The following is a 15,938-nucleotide window of genomic DNA, read 5'->3' on the forward strand; positions in this document are numbered from 1 at the left end:
GGGCACCTGTCGACCCTTTCGGCTCAAGCATCAGTCTGAGAGCGCCTCGTCTAGGTTCGAAGATCAAGACTCGGCGCAGCATCAGTCGTCAAGGCAGCGAGCAGGGCGAGTCGCGCCCGACGGTATCTTGCCCGCACTGTTGCGGCCGGAACGCCCTGCAACCGTCCGATTTCGGCCAGGTTGAAGCCTTCCCAATGTAGGAGAGTGACAACTTCCGCGAGATCAGGCTCGAGCTGATCGATGAGTTCCCGAATCGCCACGACTTCCTCGGCATCGAGTTCAACTTCCGTCCCGACGAGTGTGGCTCGGAGCGCACTTCCGAGCTCTCCGCGTCGTCGCTCGCCTCTGGCGTAATTTCGAAGGAGATTGCGGGTTATCCCGAAGCACCACATTCTCGCTTGTTCGTGATCGGCCGGGAGTTGCGCCCGTTTGCGCCAGACGGTCACCATGACCTCGGCGACCAGATCAGCTGCATCGGCGCCGACTCGCCGTTGAAAGTATCGCAACAGCTCAGGCCCGATTTCGCCGGCGACTGAGAGGAATTGTTGTTCATAGTCGTCCTGCCCCCGACGTCTCACTGTGTGGCCCCGGTGCACTGCTCTTGACTTTGATAGCCGAACCCAGACTCTGGGATGCCCAAAGACTCGAAGTGCTCCTCCATGCCGACCTGAATGGCCTGCTTGACGGCCATGTTGTACTCGACGTCGGCGCTGTAGTTGTCTGTGCCGTATCCGAATGGCACCTCTGTTCCGTCGCCCGCTTGAGCCCAATTCTTGTCCTTGACCCGCATGGAGGTGATAGTGCCTGCGACGTCCACGAGCGTCAGCAAATTCGGTGTTTGCAGGAACTCTCGAGCCGTCTGCTCAGCCCTCGGATCAGCGGGAACCCCCGCCGGCCCGCCCGGGTACGGGCTGTCAGGAACGACGCCAAAGCGCATCTCGCACGTGCCCCCGCCGGGCAGACTGTAGGTCACTGTCGCGTCTGGGGCCTGTGCCCAATCTGCCCACTGAGGCGCGTTGTGCCACATCTGCGACCAATCGATGTTTGTCGCGGCATACGCCGCACCCGCCGCGCCGAGCAACAAGAAGGGGGCAACGATCATCGAAACTAGGCCGAGCTTTCGGCGAGGGCGCACCCCACGGGAGTCAACGATCGTTTGGGCCATCGCCGCAAGCTGATGTCGGATCTCTGTCGTCGTCTCCGTCGTCGGCCGGGCGGCACGAGATAGCAGTGCGACCAGTTCGTCGTCTGTCTCGACCTCGTTGTCGTTGTCGTTGTCGTTGTCTTGAGTCATGTGCGCCTCCGGTACCTGAAACTGCCTTCATCCAGTTCATGTCCGCACCAGGCCAAAGCGATGCCGCGAGCCGATTCTTTTCTTTAGTTTTCGGAAAATCGCGAGGGCCTTCGTCAGGCACCTTGAAGGACATCCCAACGCACGCTCGTTTCATCTTGGCATCCAGCTACTACACCGTCCTCCAGCTCGCTGGTATTCGGGCCAGCTCGCGCGCGTGACCGGCGCCGACCGCGTCATCCTGACTTTCGTCGAGCCAGCCCGGACCGGATCCGCCGCGTAGGATGCCGCCCTGGCCGCTCTCAGCGTGGTGGCTGTCAGTCGTTGCGCCGGCGTTGCTCCGCGAGTATTCCGGCTTGTAGCGGGCGGCATGCTTCGGCGGCTCCCAGGGAGAGGAGGAACCCGAGGATCACCGTTCCGGCGAGTAGGGAAACACCGACGACGGGGAAGCTGTCGAGCTGTACGGCCGCGACCGTTGAGAGAAGTAACCCCAGGGGCACCGATGTACCCAGTGCCACCGCGAGCGGGACCACAACCAGACGGCGACGCACTGAGAGATGAACGGTCGCGGGCACACCTATCCGGTCGAGGGCGATGGATTCCGCGGCGCGGTCGAATACCTGGGACGCCTGGGTCATCAGGGTGGCGGTTGCCGCCAAGATCAGCCCGACGGCCAGCGTGATTGCGACTCCTGTCTGGATGTCGTGGACGAAGAAAGTGTCGGTGCCGCCTTCACCTGTGGCCGGCATGGTGACGACGAAACCGGCAATGAATCCGAGAAACGCCAGCGATGCCACGTTGCGCCAGGCACCACGGGGATCGTCGAGGATGCGTCGGGCGGCCAGGAGCCGCGCGACGTTGCTGGTTCGCGCGCCCGGTCGGGCGACCAGTTGCATAAGCCACGGTCCGACGAGGTTGATCGAGCCGATGACCAGGGCCAGGAACACTACTGTGGTGACCAGCCCGATAAAGCTGGCGATGTTCGTGAACTGTGCGTACACAAGGAATGCGACGACCAGCGCCACAACCACGACGAGTCGCCACGTTTTGAGGCGGCGAGGTGTGTGGTCGCGTGCGATACCGAGGGGGGAGATGGTGACGCGCCGCAGGCCCAGCACTGTGGAAGCCACGGCCAGGAGGAGCAACGCGCCGATGACCGCAAGCCAGAGCCACCACGGCAGCAGCAGCTCTCCGAAACCGATGGGCAGCATCTGAAAACTCAGCAGCTGCCAGAGGGGCAACGAAACGACGAATACGGCTGAACCCAGCACCGCGCCGGCGACCGCTTGTACGAGCGTCTCAATGACCGACATGCGGACCACTTCACCGCTCGTCATCCCGATGAGGCGCAGCGAGGCGAGGCGGCGGACACGCCCTCGGGCCCCGAGACGGGCGGCACCGCCACCCAGCCCGAGAATCGGGATGACGAGCAGGGCGCAGGCGAAGCAAGCGAGGGCGACGTACGTAATAGCGAGCCCGGTCTGCTGAGAGTCGGGGAGCGCACCCTCGGCCTGCCAGCGTTGAAAGAACATCCAGGTGCCTCCGGCGACGGTCAGCGCCAGCCACGAGGAAACCGTGAAGGCAAGGACTGCCATCGCATCCAAAACACCAGCGCCCTTGGTCGCGCGGATACGTTCGATGGCTAGACGGGGTGCGAGGGACACAGCAACGCTCATCGGATGGTCCTGCTGATCTGCTGGTCGTCGTGAACCATCGCGTCGCGGATCTCGATGAGACGCTCGCACCACCTGGCGACCTCGTCATCGTGGGTGACGACCACCAGGGATGCGCCAGAACGGGCAGTGGTCGCGGTGAGAAGTTGCATCACTTCATGCCCGGTGGCCTGGTCCAGTGCGCCGGTCGGTTCGTCGGCAAAGACCACCTCGGGTTTGTGGATGAGTGCCCGAGCGATCGCGACCCGCTGGGCCTGACCCCCGGAGAGCTCGCCCGGCCGACGATTCTCCATGCCGGCTAGTCCGAGTTTGCCCAGCCAAACATCCGCTGCCTGCAAGGCCTGGGTCCGGGGAATACCCGTGAGCAGGAGAGGAAGAGCGACGTTCTCACGGGCGGGAAGTTCCGGTAACAGTTGGCCGTCCTGGAAGACAAAGCCAAACCGCCGCCGCCTCAACAGCGAACGTTGCTTGTCGCGCAAGGCCGACACCGAATCACCACCCAGCGACACCTCGCCGGCGTCGGGAACAAGGATCCCGGACAAGCAATGCAACAGTGTCGATTTACCCGAACCGGATGGCCCCATGATGGCAACGGCCTGCCCCGGCGGAATTTCGAGGGTCACATCGGCCAATGCGCGTACGGCGCCATAGGACTTCGAAATGTTGTGGGCGGAGAGCGTGTTGCGAGGTGGCTCGGGGATGATCATGTCCCTAGTCGACCATTGTTGGAAGGCGGATGCCATGACGCCAGCCTCCCGGACAAGGTGGAGCTAGCTCCACCCTTTGGCGCGGGAGGCCCTCTGGCGGGGCCGATCGCGTGCACCCCTTCTAGTGTTGTCCCTATGCAAGACCTCACGCGACGCCGTCATCTTCTGTTCGTTGGCCAAACAGCAGTGGGCGCAGCGGGTGCTCTGATCATCGGATCCATGTTGGTCATCGCGGTGACGGCGCACGTAGCCGGGCTCACCATGTTTGCCGCCTTCGCAATAACGGCGGTGGTGGCCATCACGTGGTGGGCGTTGCTGACATTCGAGCGGAAGAAATTCGTAGCCGTCACAGCGCAGCCTGTTGATTGGGCACGGGAGCTTCGGGAAGTACGTGATTCCCGTCGGGTCATCGTTGGGGCATTCGAGATCGAACGGCGCCGCATCGAGCGCGACCTGCACGACGGCGCCCAACAGTATTTGGTTTCGGCCAGCATGAAACTCGGCGAGGCCTCATCCCTGATGATTGACGGCACCAGTACTCCCGGTAGCGACACAGCGCTAGTGACGTCACTACTGGAGGGGGCGCACCGCGACGCGGAAGAGGCCATGCGCGCCCTGCGCTCTACCGTCTCGGGTATCCACCCGCAGGTGCTCGCTGATCTCGGGTTGCTGGCCGCGATCTCCGACATGGTCGAACGCAGCAGTGTCGACGTGGCGGTGCACTGCCCGCACCCACTACCGAACATGCCCGAGGAGGTGGCAGCGACCGCCTGGTTCTTCTGCTCCGAGGCGCTCACGAACGTCGCCAAGCACGCACCGGGAGCGACAGCAACACTCCTGCTGGCCGCCGATGCAGACCTGCACATTTCCGTCGTAGACAACGGGCCAGGTGCCGTCCGGTTGCGCAACGAAGGCGGACTCGTCGGCATGCGAGAACGACTGGCGGCCTTTGGCGGTTCCCTGGAACTCGTCTCGCCCGACGGTGGGCCCACCGTCCTGTCAGCCCGAATTCCGCTACTTCTCACTCCAACCAACGAAACGAACCCATGAAACTGATCGTTGCCGATGACTCCGCACTCCTGCGTGAAGGATTGGTCTCCTTGCTCGAGCGCCAGGGCCACGAGGTCATTGTGCAGGCCGCCAGCGCGCCTGAGCTGATGAGCGCAATCGCAACGGCCGTGCGCGAAGGCAGGTGCCCAGATGTTGTCATCACTGACGTCAGAATGCCGCCCGGTATGGGTGATGACGGCCTGGCCGCAGCGATCGCGATCCGCCGGGACCATCCCGGCATGGGAATCCTGGTGCTGTCCCAATACGTGGCCACCGCCCACGCGACGGACCTCTTCAGCGGGTGGGGTGATGGATTGTCCATGGTGTCACCACACGATGCCGGAGGCCTCGGCTACCTTCTGAAGGACCGTATTTCACGTGTCGCGGACTTCATGAGGTCGCTGTCGATCATCGCGGCAGGCGGCGTTGTTGTTGATCCTGAAGTCGCCGCTCGTCTGATCCATGGCCGCCGTACAGCCCTGGACCTGCTGAGTGTCCGCGAGCTCGAAGTGCTGGAGTTGATGAGCCAGGGATCATCGAACCAGCAGATCGCCGAGCGGCTCTACCTCTCCGCCAGCGCCGTGTCCAAGCACGTCACCAATGTGTTCATGAAACTGGGGCTGCCAGCCGGTGAGGACAACCGCCGGGTACGCGCGGTGCTGGCCTATCTCACCGCCCACGATTAGCTCTTGACGCAGCTCGCTGACGTGTGCCGAAGCCATGCGGCGGCAATCCGGCGATTTGGACGGTCCCGTACTGGGACCCTGACAACGGTTCCTTGTCGTTGCTAGTTTCGTAGGCATGAACCCACTTGTCCCGACTGGCCTTGACGTCGCGTTCACGACGATTGCGATTGTTGTCGGTGTCGCCCTGCTGGTGGCCGTGTTTGCCATCGCAACGTGGCTTCTGTCGACGGACCGGGTCACCTTTCGAGTAATGAAGCGGCCAGACTCGGGTGCGATCCGGTCACCTCGAGCCTGAGCCACCGTGATGTACGAGCTGAAAGAGCGCTAGCGAAACAATCCGGCCCGACTCTTTCGGCGGATAGGTCCCGCCACGCGCTATCGTGCACGAATGGGGAATCGACTTTCGTTGCTGGTGGGACCGGTTATCGTGCTGCTGTACGCGACGGTGATGGTGCTGACGATCACGATATGGGACCCGACAGCCGCCGTCCCGTGGCTGACATACCCGGAAATCATTGCGGGGCTCAACGAGGCCGGCATAATCGTGGCTGCAGAAGTGATCGGGTTGATCGTGTGGGCCTATCTTGGCGTCGGGCTGGCGCTGGTGCTGAGCATCCTTGGATTCACCGGGCACGCCGGACTGGGTGCGGTCATCCTGGGGCAGCTCGCGTTGATCGCCGCCGGCGCACCTGCCTACTTCTGGGGTTCGTTCTCGCTCGGCATGGACGTTGCCGACACCTTCGGTGTCAGCGGTGGTAGCCACACACCGTTGAGTGGTCTCCTCTACGCCACCAGCGGGGTCGCGTTGCTGGCACTTGTCGCCGTCAGCATTCGAATGGTGGCGAATCGGCGATCGATGCGGTCGTGAAGCGCGCCGACCGGATCTCGACGGCGGTCAATTCGATCGAAACCACGATCCAGGGTCCTCACGGTCCCATTCCCGTGCGCTGGTATTCACCGCCCGTCGGCGCTGCTCCCGTCCGATCCACACCGATCGTATGGGTTCACGGGGGCGGATTCTTCAGAGGTGGCCTCGACCTGCCGGAGTCGCATGACGTCGCCCTGATGTTGGCCGCGGCGGGATTCCAGGTCGTCACCGTTGCCTATCGTCTCGCGACTGTCTCGAGGCTTCGTCTGTCATCGAGTGGGTTTCGGCGGAGCCCGGCCGTCCACTATCCGGTACCGGTTGACGACGTCGTTGCCGTGGTGCGGGAAGTGCAGCGCAGCGCGCCCACCGGGGTGATTCTGGGTGGCGCAAGCGCTGGCGCGTGCCTATCCGCCGGCGCCGTACTTCGACTGGCGGACGACGGAGCAGACGCTCTCGCGGGGGTCTTCTTCGCGTACGGACTGTTCCACGCCGCGCTACCGAAACGATCGGCCCAATTACGCAGCCGCCTTCAGGGCAAACGCCGATTCGCCCATACGCCGACACTTCTCAACCTGACCAACCTCCACTACGCGGGCAATCGAACCGCGCTCGCTGAAGCCGACGCATTTCCCGGTGGCCATCCCCTGCACCTCTTTCCGCCGACGCTCATGGTCGACGCAGATCGCGATTCAATGCGGGCGTCCGGCGGTCAGTTCGCCCGTGAACTTGTCGCCGCCGGGATCGCCCTGGACTACCACGTGCTTCCCGGGGCTTTCCATGCTTTCCTCAACCGTCCACACGACCCGAGCTTTGCTGACGGCATCCGTCTCATCATCGATTGGGCGCTGCAACTATCGGTGAGGCACCCCTGACCCGCGGCGAAGACGGCGAACTGGTGCGACCGTGAGAGTGTGGGGGCGCCTAGCTCGAACTGGCTGCGTCGTGAATCCGCTGAAGGAGTGCAGCGAGGTTCGACTGCTCATCGACGCTGAGCGCCGCGATGATCGCGTGCTCGGTTTCAAGGTGGTCGGGCAATGCCGCCTCGATGAGTTCTAGTCCGGAATCGGTGAGCGTGACGAGTGTGCCGCGGCCGTCGTTCGGATTGGCCGCGCGCCTGACCAAGCCGCGCGTTTCGAGCTTATTCAGCCGCTGGGCCACCGCGCTCGTCGAAATCATGGCGTCACGCGCGAGTTCCACCGGGGTGATTCGATAGGGGGCGCCGCTTCGCAGCAACGTGGCAAGCACATCGAATGACGCAGAGTCCAGGGCGTGCCGAGCGAAGGTGTCGGCGAGACGCGATTCGACGGCGATTGCAGCGCGATTCAATCGGCCGATGACCGCCATCGGTGAGACATCGAGATCGGGCTTCTCGGAGTGCCACTGCGTGAGGATTCGATCCACATGGTCTGCCATGCGTCCACACTAGCAATTGCTAAGTACTTAGGTATTATGACTAAGTGCTTAGCAATCGAATCCTCCTGCTGGCGACCACGGCCGTCGCTCCAGCGTTGTGGGGCACCACGTACCTGACGACCACCCTGTATCTGCCGGTCGACCGGCCATTGCTCGCGGCAACCGCACGCGCACTTCCTGCCGGAGTTCTGCTCCTGCTGCTGTGCCGCCGGCTGCCGCGCGGCCACTGGTGGTGGAAGTCGTGGGTGCTCGGCATTCTCAACATCGGCGCGTTCTTTGCGTTGCTCTTCATTGCCGCCTATCGGCTCCCCGGCGGTGTGGCGGCCGTCATTGGCGGGCTTCAGCCTCTTATCGTCGCCCTCCTCGCGACACGGGTTCTCCACGAAAGGCTGACCGCACGCGTTGTCGCGGCCGGCTCGACTGGGGTGTTCGGCGTGTGCCTCATCGTGCTTCAGGCCCAGGCGCGCCTCGACGCGATCGGCATCCTGGCGGCCGTCGCGGGCACGCTGTCCATGGCATCCGGCATCGTGCTGTCCAAGAAGTGGGGGCAGCCGGCACCCCCACTGACCACAACCGCCTGGCAGCTCATCACGGGTGGGCTCACCCTGCTGGTTATCCTGCTCGCGTTCGAGGGTCTCCCTACTGCCCCGCTGACAGCACAGAACATCCTGGGATACGGCTATCTGTCCGGGGTCGGCACCGCGCTCGCCTACGTCCTGTGGTTTCGCGGCATCGCACGGCTTCCCACGAGCACCACGGCTTTCCTCGGCCTGCTCAGCCCAGTCATGGCAATCCTCCTCGGTTGGGTGATCGCCGGGGAGGCCCTCCTCCCGCTGCAGATTGCCGGAGTCGTTATCGTCCTGGGCTCGATCACTGCTGGCATCGTCCCCAAGGCCGCACAGCCTCTTCACGTCGACGACGCATCCGTAGAGGAGCTTAACCGTGAGCGTTGGGCAACTGGGCCGGGCACTGACCCCCGGGACTCGTGGCCAGCTCGAAGTGCCACATCTCGTTCATGTAGATCTGACACAGCCCATAGTTGTCCCCATGCTGGCTGAGCCAGCTGTCCGCATCCGTGTACCCCACATCGACCGCTTCGCCCGTGACATGCTTGGACTTATCCGGGGTCAGCACGAACTCGCCGGCCGCCTCGGCACTCCCGTATTCCTGAACGGCCTCGTCGAACAGCTGCTGCTGATACGCAGCACTACGCCATCCGTTGGTGAGCACGAAGTCCACGCCGTCGGCGATGGCGTCGCGGGCGGCGTCTTGCATCGCCGAGCGCAGCTTGGGCTCGAGGTTGGCGATCGCCGGCAGATCATCAGCGAACGGTGAGATCGATCCGGCGTGCTCGATGACGCCGTCGCCCGCGCCCATGGTCGATTGACTCCCAGTAGACCGTGGCCCGTTCTTGGCCTCAGCACTGTCCAACGGGAGGCCGGAGACGATGACGGCACCGGCCGTCACCGTGCTAAGTACCAGCAGGCCAACGGTAACGAGGGCTCTCTTCATAGATGCGTCTCCTTCAGACGTGGAGACACCAGTTCAGCAAGGACCAAGTTGCCACAACGTCTGGAAAAAGACATACGCTCCCAATACTCGGGGATCACTCCCGGCCAGCCGCTGACGTTGGCGACCGCCACCGTAGCGAGGGAGTCGAGTCCGACGAGCATTCCGTGAGCGTCTCCTCGACCGCGTCGACTGCGACGTCATGGCTCAGGCAAAGTCCAGGACCTATTACAGCTCCGTAGGGAGAAATGGATAGGCGGGCGATAGGTCGGACGCCCGTTGCTGAGTCGTTGGGCCTGGCAACAGCACCTGCACCGTCAGCCCGCCTTCACTTCGGGCGGTGAGCGTCACGGAGGCGCTGTGGGCGCGTGCGATCGAGGAGACAAGTGCAAGCCCCAGGCCTGAACCGCCCTGACCGCCCCCCGGCCGTCGTGTGCGCCCGTGGCCCCGTACGAACGGCTCCACGAGCGTGTCGACGATGGTTTGGGCGAGTACCTCGCCCGTGTTGGCAACCGTGAGCAGAACCCCGCCAGACCCGTGTGTCGTGGAGATCCACACCTTCCCCTGTGGGTGGTTGTAGGCGAGCGCGTTCTGCAGGAGATTCCCGATCAGCTGTCGAAGCAGCGTGGAATCACCCGCGATCGCGCCGGCACCGAGGTTGGTTTCTATCGCGACCTGCGCGTCTCGGGCTACCTGTCCGGCCTCGGCGACGGCGTGGACCACCAGGCGGTCGATATCGATCACTGTCGACGGCCTCTCGCGGTGATCCACTTCTGCGAGGTCGAGCATCGCCTCGATCAAGACGATGGACCGCTCGTTGGTCGCATCGATTCGCCGAAGGAGTTCCTCGATGTCCCGCCCCTGCGGGTCGGCGCGCGCAACTTCGAGCATCGTCCTCACGATCGCGTGCGGGGTACGCAATTCGTGGGATGCATTGGCGGCAAATCGGCGCTGCTCCTCGACTGATCGCTGGACCTGCTCCAGCATGTCATCGAAAGTGTCCGCAAGCTCGGCAAGCTCGTTGTGACGTCCGGGCATCCCGATCCGGTGAGTCAGAGAGCCATCGCGGGCACGGCGTGCCGCGTCAGTGATCCGGATCAGCGGCCTCAACAGCCGACCGGCAAGTACCCAGCCTCCGCCCAGCCCGACGGCCGCGAGCGCGAGAAGGGCCAGGAGCGAGTAGCGCACGAACACCTCAATGAGGTCGTCGCGACCGGGGGCGAAGGCGCCGCCGACGACGATGAGATTGCCTTCCGGAATGAAGCGAAGAATCAGGAACGCGACAACGAACAGAGCCAGGCCGACGAGAAGAAGAAGCGCGGCGTAGCTGAGCGTGAGCTGCATCCTCACCGAAAGTCCCGCGGGTCTGGGCCGGACCTCGCGACGTTCAGCCACCCGCGTTGTCCTCGACTACGCGATAGCCGACGCCGTTCACGGTCTCGATCAGCGCCGGCGCACCGAGACGTTTGCGCAGCCCGGAGATGGTGATCCGGACGGCGTTTGTGAACGGGTCCGCATTCTCGTCCCATGCCCGCTCGAGCAGTTGTTCGGCACTCACCACGCCTCCCTTGGCTTCGGCGAGCACCTGCAGTACAGCGAATTGCTTGCGGGTGAGTGCCACGTAACGGTTGTCGCGATACACCTCACGGCGGAACGGATCTATCCTGAGGCCGCCGAGTTCAAGCAGAGGTGGGGTGGCGCGTAACGACCTTCGCTCGAGGGCGCGCAGTCGCAGTACCACTTCGCGCAGCGCGAACGGCTTCGTGAGGTAGTCGTCCGCGCCACTCTCGAAACCGGCGGCTTTGTCGTCGATCCGACCAGCTGCCGTCAACATCAAAATGCGCGGACCGCCGGGAGCGCTCGAGAGCACACGGGCAATGTGATCCCCGTCTGGTCCCGGTATATCGCGGTCCAGGATCACGACGTCGTAGTCATTTATCGAGAGCAGCTCGAGAGCGAGGTCGCCATCCACAGCGATATCCGCCGCGATCGCCTCCAGCCGCAGGCCATCGCGGAGGGCCTCGGCCAGAAACAATTCGTCCTCGACGATCAGTACGCGCATTTCCCCACCATAGTTCGGCCGATGTATCGACAGCGTATGCACAAACAGGTGAATCGAGCCTGATCCGGGCGACTGATGCAGCGAGGCCGGGATCGCGCTTGACCTTTCCCCTGGGGGAAGGTCGAAGATTGTCGTGTGGGCGAAATGATGACAATCGGAGATTTCTCCCGGGCGACACGGTTGAGTGCAAAAACCCTGCGCTTCTATCACCAGGTGGGACTCCTGTCGCCGGCGCGAGTTGATCCGGCGAACGGTTACCGGCTGTACGGTGTCGGCCAGATTTCCGATGCGCAAGTCATCCGCACCTATCGTTCCCTCGATATGTCGGTCGACCTGATCCGGAAGGTGCTTGCAGCGCCGGATGTCGCCGATCGCGATCGCCTGATCGGCGGGCACCTGACACACATGGAAGACCAGTTGGAGACAACCAGGTCAGCGGTGTCCTCCCTCCGCAGCCTGCTTCAGGCGTCGCGGGATCCGTTCGTCGTCGAGCATCGGAGCCTTCCGCCGTTCCCGGCAGTGGTCATCCGCGAAGAGATAGAGCTCTCAGACCTGAGCGCCTGGTACGGGGACGCCATGCGCGACCTGGATCGCCTGATCGACACCGGCATCGATCCGGTCGGTCCTCGGGGCGGAATGTGGGACACCGACTTGTTCCTGAACGAGCGTGGCGGCGCCGCACTGTATGTTCCGACCCGCTCGCTCGAACCCGACGTGCCGGGGCGGGCCCGGGCCGAGTTCGTGGCGTCAGCCGACCTCGTCGTGGCCGCGCACCGCGGCACCGACGACACGATCGCCGAAGTCTACGGAGCACTCGGTCGTTACGTCGCCGAGCACGGAATCAGTGCATCCGGTCCGATCAGGGAGACCTACCTTGTTCGATCCACAAGCGCCCAGGACGAGACGGTCACAGAAATAGGTTGGCCGGTCATCCGCTCGGCCCGCTGACCCGCTGTTCTCCTGAACTTGACTCTCCCCTTACGGGAAGGCCGAGAGTCAAGACATGGACAACACATCGAACAAAGCCAGAGACCTTTTCCCCGCGGCGACGCGGTATTTCGACCGCATGGACGGCATGGACAAGACACTCGTCATTGACGTTTTCGATCCAGATGCCGTCGTGCTCGACAACGGCATCAGCTACAGCGGGAGGAACGAGATACTCGCCTGGCTGAACGGTCCAGCCTCAGCATTCACGACCACTTCGACCTGGCTCTCGGCCAGCCAGGCCGACGAGGTTGCCGTGGCCATCCTCCGACTGGACGGGAACTTCCCCGGTAGCCCCGTGGATCTTCGTTACGAATTCGTGCAGGCCGCGACCGGGATGATCCAAGCGCTCGCGATCTCCGTGGTGCGGCCGGCCTTCGGCACCGCGGACTAGACGCCGCACGGAAGTATTTGTTTCGACTCAGCGGCCTTGCGTATCTCGGTGAGACGAGCGGGCTCGCGCGGAGGTCGGGCCCCGGCATCTCTGCAAGACGCATTCCTTCTCCCCGGGGCGGCTGCCTCGTAAGGTCGGAGCATGTCATTCCCCCACTCGGACCGGTTGGTCTTTCGGAACATGACCGATGCTGACCTCGACGACATGGCCGGGATGCTGGCTGACGCGGACGTGATGGAGTACTACCCGCGGCCCAAGAACCGCGAGGAGGCCCAGGGGTGGATCGACTGGAACAAGCGCAACTATCTCGAGCATGGCTATGGTCTGTGGATCATCGAGACGACGGCGGGTGAGTTCGTCGGTGACTGTGGCCTCACCTGGCAGGCCGTCAACGGGCGACCCGAACTCGAGGTCGGCTACCACGTGCGGGCGGAGCTTCAGGGCCGTGGTTACGCAACCGAGGCAGCCTCAGCGTGCCTCGACTTCGCCAGGGACATCGTGCAGGCAGCACACCTCGTCGCGATCATCCACCCCGACAACCGGGCCTCGAGACGCGTCGCGGAAAAGATCGGCCTCGAATTCGAAGAGGATGACCTGGGCGGAGCCATCGACATCCGCCTGGTCTACGGGTCACTTCTGTAAACCGCTCGGCCCAGCAGATGCGGAAGAATCCGTCAGTACATGGCTAGCATGAAGCGCATGTCCATCAAGCTTGAGAATGTCGGCATCGCCGTTCGCGACCTCGAGGCGGCGATCTCCTTCTTCACGGACCTCGGCCTCACGGTTATCGGCCGTGACGAGGTCAGTGGCGAGTGGACCGACACGGCCGTCGGTCTGGATGGCAACCATTCCAGGATCGCGATGCTCCAGACGCCAGACGGCCACGGACGCCTCGAGCTCTTCGAGTACATCCACCCCGAAGCGATCGAGTCGGAGCCGACTCGTCCCAACGAGATCGGCATGCATCGCGTCGCCTTCTCGGTCGACAACCTCGACGACGCCCTCGCGATCGCCGCGAAACACGGATGCTTTCCGCTTCGCGGGGTCGCGACCTATCAGGATGTCTACAAGCTCACCTATGTCCGTGGTCCCAGCGGCATTATCGTGATGCTCGCCGAAGAGCTGAAGCAGAACTAAACGAGAACGGACCGACTCACAGGGTCACGGAATCGGTCACCACATTCGACGGCGCCGGTTCGTGCCGCAGGTAGGCGCGGCGGAACCGGCCACTCCCGGCGGTGAGGGCGCGCAGTTCGATCGCGTACCGCAGCAGCTCCGCGTCCGGAATCTCGACGGTGACCTCACTCCGTGCGTCACCGACTGACGTGACACCGGTCAGGTGCCCCCGCCGGGTGGACAGGTCGTTCATCACCGTGCCCACGGAGCCGTCCGGCACGGTGATCGTCACCACGGAGACGGGTTCCAGCAGCTGAATCCGGCTCGCGGCGGCCGCCTCGCGCAACGCGAGCGCACCGGCGGCCTGAAACGCGGCATCCGAGGAGTCGACGCTGTGCGCCTTGCCGCCGACCACTGTCACCCGGATGTCGACGACCGGGAACCCCGCGGAAACGCCCTTCTGCATTTGCGCCCGGACGCCCTTTTCGACCGACCCGATGTACTGGCCGGGGACCACTCCGCCGACGACCTTGTCGACGAACTCGAACCCCGCTCCGCGTTCGAGTGGTTCGACCTCGATGTCGCAGATGGCATATTGGCCGTGACCGCCGGACTGCTTGACGTACCGTCCGCGCGCGGAGACGGCCCGGGCGAACGTCTCCCGCAGCGGCGTGATGACACCGACGGTCTGCACCTTCACGCCCTGGCCGCGCAGCCGGTCCAGCACAACCTCGGCGTGCGCCTCCCCCATGCACCAGAGGATCAGTTGATGGGTTTCGGCGTTCCACTCCACTCGCAGGGTCGGGTCGACGGCGGCCACCTTCGCGAGGTTCCTGGCCAGTGCGTCTTCATCACCGTGCGTTGCCGCCTGCACGGCGACGGGCATCAGCGGCTCCGGCATCTCCCAGGGAGTGACCCGCATCGGCGTCTCCCGCGACGACACGGTGTCGCCGGTCTCGGCGCTGGACATCCGCGTGAGCGCGCAGATGTCGCCCGCAACACAATACGGCGCCGGGTGGAGGGCGGACCCCAGCGGGAACTGCAGGTGCGTCACGCGCTCCTCACTGTCGTGGTCCGTGCGGCCCCGCTCGGCGCTCGCGTGCCCGCCGATGTGCACGGTCGAGTCCTCCCGGATCGTGCCGGAGAAGACCCGCACCAGGCACACCCGGCCGAGGAAGGAGTCAATGGTCGTGCGCACCACTTCGCCGACGAGCGGCCCGGCGGGATCGCACGCCAGCGGCCCGACCGGCTGCCCGTCCCGTGCCGTCACCGACGGCAGGCCGCGTTCCACCGGCGACGGGAATGCGCCGGTCACGACTTCGAGCAGCTCCGTCACGCCCACGCCGGTTTCAGCGGATGTCGCGAGCACCGGCAAGAAGGACCCGCGGGCGACGGCGATCTCGAGGTCGGCGATGAGCGTATCGAGGCCGATCTCGTCGCCGCCGAGATAGCGGTCCATCAGCGTCTCGTCTTCGCTTTCGGCGATGATGCCCTCGATCAGGACGGCGCGCGCCGACTCGGCGCCGCTGAGCTCGGCCTCGGTCGCCGGCCGGCGGACGGGGCGAGGGGCGCCCGCGGTGTAGTCCGATACCGTGCCGGAGAGCAGCCCCAGCAATCCGGTGATCGTCCCGGCCCGACGAATCGGCAGGTAGAGCGGCAGGACCGAGGAACCGAAGGCGTCCTGGCACTCCGCCAGGACCGCCTCGTAGCGGGCCCGGGGATGATCGATCCGGCTGATCGCGACGGCGCGCGGCATCCCGATCCGCTCGCATTCCGCCCACAGTGCGGTGGTGGCAACATCGACACCGTCGACGGCGGAGACGACGAACAGCGCGGCATCCGCTGCCCGGAGGCCGGCCCGCAGTTCGCCGACGAAATCGGCGTAGCCGGGGGTGTCGAGCAGGTTCACCTTCACGTCGTCGACGACGATGGGCAGGACCGAGAGCGTCACGGAGCGTTGCTGGTGGATCTCCGATGGATCGGAATCGCTCACCGTGGTGCCGTCGAGGATCGATCCCATTCGGTTGATGGCTCCCGTGGCGGCGAGCAGCGCTTCAGTGAGCATCGTCTTACCGGCCCCCGAGCGGCCGACCAGGGCGACGTTGCGGATCTTCTCCGGATGCTCCGCCGGCGTTGTCGTCCCGATGGACGAGCCGTGTGTGCCTTTTCCGGACATAAGCAG

17 protein-coding genes and 1 pseudogene are annotated in these 15,938 nt (G+C 64.4%); 9 read left to right on the forward strand and 9 right to left on the reverse strand.

Going from position 1 to position 15,938, the window contains the following annotated elements:
* Positions 1 to 50: 50 nt before the first annotated feature.
* The 4 genes from MQH31_RS21005 to MQH31_RS16910 all read right to left on the reverse strand — a co-directional run bounded on the left by MQH31_RS21005 (position 51) and on the right by MQH31_RS16910 (position 3,671).
* Positions 51 to 596 carry an RNA polymerase sigma factor gene (locus MQH31_RS21005; RefSeq protein ID WP_372488180.1) on the reverse strand — a complete coding sequence of 182 codons (546 nt, stop codon included), beginning with the start codon at positions 594 to 596 and terminating at the stop codon, positions 51 to 53.
* Positions 575 to 1,294 (reverse strand): hypothetical protein, encoded by a 720-nt coding sequence (locus tag MQH31_RS16900; protein ID WP_243012972.1) that lies wholly within the window; start codon positions 1,292 to 1,294, stop codon positions 575 to 577. Before MQH31_RS16900 ends, MQH31_RS21005 begins: the two co-directional genes overlap by 22 nt.
* Positions 1,295 to 1,608: 314 nt before the next feature.
* A complete protein-coding gene (locus MQH31_RS16905; RefSeq protein WP_243012973.1) occupies positions 1,609 to 2,967 on the reverse strand; it encodes an FtsX-like permease family protein in 1,359 nt (452 codons plus the stop codon).
* Positions 2,964 to 3,671, reverse strand: coding sequence for an ABC transporter ATP-binding protein (locus MQH31_RS16910; protein ID WP_134535925.1), 708 nt, complete (start codon positions 3,669 to 3,671; stop codon positions 2,964 to 2,966). The genes MQH31_RS16905 and MQH31_RS16910 overlap by 4 nt, the downstream gene beginning before the upstream one ends.
* Before the next feature lie 219 nt (positions 3,672 to 3,890).
* Between MQH31_RS16910 and MQH31_RS16915 the strand changes: the two genes are divergently transcribed.
* The 4 genes from MQH31_RS16915 (at position 3,891) to MQH31_RS16930 (ending at position 7,147) form a co-directional block, all read left to right on the forward strand.
* A complete protein-coding gene (locus MQH31_RS16915; RefSeq protein WP_243012974.1) occupies positions 3,891 to 4,721 on the forward strand; it encodes a sensor histidine kinase in 831 nt (276 codons plus the stop codon).
* On the forward strand, positions 4,718 to 5,407 hold the full coding sequence (locus tag MQH31_RS16920; RefSeq protein ID WP_243012975.1) for a response regulator transcription factor: 690 nt from the start codon (positions 4,718 to 4,720) through the stop codon (positions 5,405 to 5,407). The genes MQH31_RS16915 and MQH31_RS16920 overlap by 4 nt, the downstream gene beginning before the upstream one ends.
* 388 nt (positions 5,408 to 5,795) lie before the next feature.
* A complete protein-coding gene (locus MQH31_RS16925) occupies positions 5,796 to 6,275 on the forward strand; it encodes a hypothetical protein (protein ID WP_243012976.1) in 480 nt (159 codons plus the stop codon).
* Entirely contained in the window at positions 6,272 to 7,147 is an 876-nt protein-coding gene (locus tag MQH31_RS16930) for an alpha/beta hydrolase (RefSeq protein ID WP_243012977.1), read from the forward strand. Before MQH31_RS16925 ends, MQH31_RS16930 begins: the two co-directional genes overlap by 4 nt.
* 49 nt (positions 7,148 to 7,196) lie before the next feature.
* Here MQH31_RS16930 and MQH31_RS16935 read toward each other — a convergent pair whose 3' ends face one another.
* The gene (locus MQH31_RS16935) at positions 7,197 to 7,688 is read right to left on the reverse strand and encodes a MarR family winged helix-turn-helix transcriptional regulator (RefSeq protein ID WP_243012978.1); all 492 of its coding nucleotides are present in this window, start codon (positions 7,686 to 7,688) and stop codon (positions 7,197 to 7,199) included.
* A gap of 44 nt (positions 7,689 to 7,732) precedes the next feature.
* Here MQH31_RS16935 and MQH31_RS16940 point away from each other — a divergent pair, with 44 nt between their 5' ends.
* Positions 7,733 to 8,746, forward strand: a complete 1,014-nt coding sequence (locus MQH31_RS16940) for a DMT family transporter (RefSeq protein ID WP_243012979.1) — start codon at positions 7,733 to 7,735, stop codon at positions 8,744 to 8,746.
* Positions 8,747 to 8,753: 7 nt separating this feature from the next.
* On the opposite strand, the pseudogene MQH31_RS20915 reads toward MQH31_RS16940, so the two are convergent.
* From MQH31_RS20915 to MQH31_RS16955, 3 genes and pseudogenes are all read right to left on the reverse strand, one after another.
* Positions 8,754 to 9,200, reverse strand: a pseudogene (locus MQH31_RS20915) (D-alanyl-D-alanine carboxypeptidase family protein); the annotation flags it as partial.
* Positions 9,201 to 9,425: 225 nt separating this feature from the next.
* Positions 9,426 to 10,541, reverse strand: coding sequence for a sensor histidine kinase (locus tag MQH31_RS16950; RefSeq protein ID WP_243012980.1), 1,116 nt, complete (start codon positions 10,539 to 10,541; stop codon positions 9,426 to 9,428).
* Positions 10,542 to 10,584: 43 nt separating this feature from the next.
* Positions 10,585 to 11,259 (reverse strand): response regulator transcription factor, encoded by a 675-nt coding sequence (locus MQH31_RS16955; protein ID WP_243012981.1) that lies wholly within the window; start codon positions 11,257 to 11,259, stop codon positions 10,585 to 10,587.
* Between the two features lie 144 nt (positions 11,260 to 11,403).
* On the opposite strand from MQH31_RS16955, the gene MQH31_RS16960 reads away from it, so the two are divergent.
* The 4 genes from MQH31_RS16960 to MQH31_RS16975 all read left to right on the forward strand — a co-directional run bounded on the left by MQH31_RS16960 (position 11,404) and on the right by MQH31_RS16975 (position 13,777).
* Entirely contained in the window at positions 11,404 to 12,207 is an 804-nt protein-coding gene (locus tag MQH31_RS16960; protein ID WP_243012982.1) for a MerR family transcriptional regulator, read from the forward strand.
* Between the two features lie 55 nt (positions 12,208 to 12,262).
* Positions 12,263 to 12,640, forward strand: coding sequence for a nuclear transport factor 2 family protein (locus MQH31_RS16965; RefSeq protein ID WP_243012983.1), 378 nt, complete (start codon positions 12,263 to 12,265; stop codon positions 12,638 to 12,640).
* 141 nt (positions 12,641 to 12,781) lie between these two features.
* Positions 12,782 to 13,282, forward strand: coding sequence for a GNAT family N-acetyltransferase (locus tag MQH31_RS16970; RefSeq protein ID WP_279239092.1), 501 nt, complete (start codon positions 12,782 to 12,784; stop codon positions 13,280 to 13,282).
* A 57-nt stretch (positions 13,283 to 13,339) separates the two neighbouring features.
* Complete coding sequence (locus tag MQH31_RS16975) at positions 13,340 to 13,777, forward strand: VOC family protein (RefSeq protein WP_134535941.1); 438 nt, start codon at positions 13,340 to 13,342, stop codon at positions 13,775 to 13,777.
* Between the two features lie 16 nt (positions 13,778 to 13,793).
* Here MQH31_RS16975 and MQH31_RS16980 read toward each other — a convergent pair whose 3' ends face one another.
* Positions 13,794 to 15,932, reverse strand: coding sequence for an elongation factor G-like protein EF-G2 (locus MQH31_RS16980; RefSeq protein WP_243012985.1), 2,139 nt, complete (start codon positions 15,930 to 15,932; stop codon positions 13,794 to 13,796).
* Positions 15,933 to 15,938 lie beyond the last annotated feature (6 nt).

The sequence above is a fragment of the Cryobacterium zhongshanensis genome, from assembly GCF_022760445.1.
Classification (GTDB): domain Bacteria; phylum Actinomycetota; class Actinomycetes; order Actinomycetales; family Microbacteriaceae; genus Cryobacterium; species Cryobacterium algoricola.

What these genes read in the sequence shown, in the direction of transcription:
- MQH31_RS16900 (WP_243012972.1), bottom strand. Translation starts at nt 1,294, where the DNA reads ATGACTCAAGACAACGACAACGACAACGACAACGAGGTCGAGACAGAC.
- MQH31_RS16905 (WP_243012973.1), bottom strand. Translation starts at nt 2,967, where the DNA reads ATGAGCGTTGCTGTGTCCCTCGCACCCCGTCTAGCCATCGAACGTATC.
- MQH31_RS16910 (WP_134535925.1), bottom strand. Translation starts at nt 3,671, where the DNA reads ATGATCATCCCCGAGCCACCTCGCAACACGCTCTCCGCCCACAACATT.
- MQH31_RS16915 (WP_243012974.1), top strand. Translation starts at nt 3,891, where the DNA reads ATGTTGGTCATCGCGGTGACGGCGCACGTAGCCGGGCTCACCATGTTT.
- MQH31_RS16920 (WP_243012975.1), top strand. Translation starts at nt 4,718, where the DNA reads ATGAAACTGATCGTTGCCGATGACTCCGCACTCCTGCGTGAAGGATTG.
- MQH31_RS16925 (WP_243012976.1), top strand. Translation starts at nt 5,796, where the DNA reads ATGGGGAATCGACTTTCGTTGCTGGTGGGACCGGTTATCGTGCTGCTG.
- MQH31_RS16935 (WP_243012978.1), bottom strand. Translation starts at nt 7,688, where the DNA reads ATGGCAGACCATGTGGATCGAATCCTCACGCAGTGGCACTCCGAGAAG.
- MQH31_RS16950 (WP_243012980.1), bottom strand. Translation starts at nt 10,541, where the DNA reads ATGCAGCTCACGCTCAGCTACGCCGCGCTTCTTCTTCTCGTCGGCCTG.
- MQH31_RS16955 (WP_243012981.1), bottom strand. Translation starts at nt 11,259, where the DNA reads ATGCGCGTACTGATCGTCGAGGACGAATTGTTTCTGGCCGAGGCCCTC.
- MQH31_RS16960 (WP_243012982.1), top strand. Translation starts at nt 11,404, where the DNA reads ATGATGACAATCGGAGATTTCTCCCGGGCGACACGGTTGAGTGCAAAA.
- MQH31_RS16965 (WP_243012983.1), top strand. Translation starts at nt 12,263, where the DNA reads ATGGACAACACATCGAACAAAGCCAGAGACCTTTTCCCCGCGGCGACG.
- MQH31_RS16970 (WP_279239092.1), top strand. Translation starts at nt 12,782, where the DNA reads ATGTCATTCCCCCACTCGGACCGGTTGGTCTTTCGGAACATGACCGAT.
- MQH31_RS16975 (WP_134535941.1), top strand. Translation starts at nt 13,340, where the DNA reads ATGTCCATCAAGCTTGAGAATGTCGGCATCGCCGTTCGCGACCTCGAG.
- MQH31_RS16980 (WP_243012985.1), bottom strand. Translation starts at nt 15,932, where the DNA reads ATGTCCGGAAAAGGCACACACGGCTCGTCCATCGGGACGACAACGCCG.